2 protein-coding genes are annotated in these 2656 nt (G+C 66.7%); both read right to left on the reverse strand.

Annotated features, from left to right (window positions below):
• Window positions 1-1128 (reverse strand): PAS domain-containing protein (locus ACWGJ5_RS46460; protein ID WP_453315625.1); only part of this gene is annotated, 1128 nt, incomplete at its 3' end.
• Between the two features lie 304 nt (window positions 1129-1432).
• On the reverse strand, window positions 1433-1861 hold the full coding sequence (locus ACWGJ5_RS46465; RefSeq protein ID WP_453315626.1) for a hypothetical protein: 429 nt from the start codon (window positions 1859-1861) through the stop codon (window positions 1433-1435).
• Window positions 1862-2656 lie beyond the last annotated feature (795 nt).

Genomic DNA, 2656 nt, shown 5'->3' on the forward strand with positions numbered 1-2656 from the left:
CGGGTCGTGGTCGATCCATGTCCCAGGGGTGGTGTCCAGTACCGGTTCCAGGTGGGACCTTCCCGTACGCAGTGCGTTGGCGAGCGGCGAGTTCGGGGGGACGGAAATTGTCTCCCCTCGCGAAAACGTCGACTCCGGGACCCCTGGGTGGATCGAGGCCAGACCGGCACGTCGGAACACGCGGGGGCGACCGTACATTGTTTCGATTCGGGCAGAGGGCTCTTTGCCGAATGGAACCGACTCTGCCAGGTCGACGGTGACGTAGTCGGCCAACAGGGGCACGGCGAGGCTGGCCAGTTCCTGCCCGGTCTGCATGACGTCCAAGGTGCTCCCGATGCGCGCGCCGGCCTGGCTGAGGACGGCAAGGCGCTCGCGCGCCCGCCGGTTGCTGGTGACATCCACGGTCAAGGTGCACACCCCCAGTGCCTGGCCGTCCGCGTCCAGGAGGCAGAAGAACGAGGCCGAGAATGCGTGCTCCCGGCGCGGATCTTCCGGCGGCCACCCCCGGTGCTCGTGGACCGCGGAAGTGCCACTCGCCAGCACCTGCCGCATCACCGCTTCAAGGGCCTCGGCCTCGAAGCCGGGCAGTGAATCCTTCAGGCGGCGTCCGATCCTCCGGTCAAGGGAAATGCCGTCATAGCGCTCCATCGTGTCGTTCGCCCAGATACAGCGCAGCTGCGGGTCACGAATGGTGATGCCGACCGGCGCGCGGGCAAGCAGCGACTCCCGCTCCGATCCGTTCATCATCCCCGAGGAGAACGCGCCTATGTCGGTCAGGGATACCAACCACCGATGGGTTACGTCCTGACCCCGCAGCAGCGAGAGGCGCAGGCTCAGCTTGAGCGTACGGCCGTCGCGGTGGCGGATCGCCGCGATGCCGGACCAACCACCTTGGGCACGGCACTGCTCGGTGAACGCTGATACTCCCAGCGCCTCCTCGGAGGACGGCAGCACGAGTGTGGCGGACCGGCCCACCACGTCCTCAGCGCAGTACCCAACAAGGTGCTGAGCGGCTTGCGTCCACGCGACCACCGTCCCTTGCTCGTCGATCACCGCTATCGCTGCGTCGGATATCTCGAGGAGCCTCAGCGGCTCCAAGAGTGCGGTCTGGTCAGCGTTCATCATCATGGTTCCCATCAGATGCGTCGCGATCCGACCGTATGCGCGCGTCTGCCCACACGGGCGGACCATTTTCTGAGCAAAGACCGGACCACTTCGCGCCGAACGGCCAGGCGGGACCCCGGGGCGCCGCCTGTCAGACCGGTTGCACCGCGAAGCGCCACGTCGCATGTTCGGGGCGCCACGCTCGGGAGCGGATCAGCCTCGATTCCCGGCGCGGAGATTTGATTGAGGTCTGCTCTGCCCGGTTCAGCGTGGAGGGAAGCGGAAGCGCAGGGTTCGGTCGTTCCACCGGGGGACGGGGATCTCCCGGTCAGGGAAGCCTGCGTCGATCAGAGCGGGGTGGTGGCTGCGCAGGTTGAGAGCGCAGGTCACGGTGTGCTCGCCGACATGCAGGGTCCCGGTGGCGTCGAGGAAGTGGTCGCCAGAACTTGTCGGGTGCGGCGTTCTCGTAGCGGGGCAGTTTACGGGCGAGCATCCGGTAGAGGCTCCCGGCGACGACGGCCAGTGTGGTGTCCAGGTCGACGTTGAGTGGGACGCCGGGGGACAGGGCGTCCAGGTGGATGCCGCTGCTGTAGGCGTCGAGTTCGTTCTTGATGGTCATGCGCTCGGCGTAGCGGGCGAACAGCGCCTTGGCGGGGGTGGTCACGTCGTTGGTGATCAGCAGGGTGGGCTCGTCGCGGCCGATGCCGCGGATGGCGATCTGGCGGACCTTGGCGCTGATGCCCTTGAGCGTGGTCATGCCTTCGTGCAGGCCGGGGCTGCGACAGTGGCCGGCGCGTTCGATCCGTGCGCTCTTCCAGGTGGAGGGCGGCAGGGCGGCGTGCCGTGCGAGTTCGCTTCTGCCGCGCTGGCGCAGGGGCCCGCGGCATCCGCTTAGCGGCGCTGGACGGAACCGTCGGGCTGGAGGAAGTACTTACTGCCTGATCTCAACGCGACTCCTTGGATAACTCAAGGAGAACGTAGGACTGTATCCAGCTCCGTGGGAGCCGAACTGGACCTTCCGCGTGGGAAGTTGGCTGATCAGACATCTGCCGCTGCCACACAGGGAGAAGTGATCGGACGGATTCCGGTTAGTTCAATCATGATCGGCGTTCAGAAAGACCACTTGAACTTCGGCAGAGTGCAGCCATGTGGGCAGCTGTGACGTGCATGTTCATCGACATCGAACCGCATCAAAGGCCCGGGAGACGCGCCGTACCCGCTTCCCGGGAATCGAGGTTGGCGGTTTCGCGACCGCTGTCGTCCGTGAGGGGATCCCGGGTCGGTGGGCGCACGACCGGCAGACTCATAACCGCGTGTGGAGGCTGGTGGGAGATTGGCACGACGCGGCCTCAGAAGCCGTGCGAGCGCCGGGTGTCTGCCGCCGGGCACGTTGCCACGGATGGGGCCGTGACCTTGCTGACCGAGCTCGGCAAGCCGCACAACCGCGGAGGGCTGCACGCGCCACGACGGTCTCGCGCGCCCGCCTCATGAGTCCGATGCCCGACTGCCGCCTGGGCCCGCCGTCGAGGATCCGACCCTTCTCACGTTCGAT

Source organism: Streptomyces sp. NPDC054783 (assembly GCF_053611725.1).

What these genes read in the sequence shown, in the direction of transcription:
- ACWGJ5_RS46465 (WP_453315626.1), bottom strand. Translation starts at nt 1,861, where the DNA reads ATGACCACGCTCAAGGGCATCAGCGCCAAGGTCCGCCAGATCGCCATC.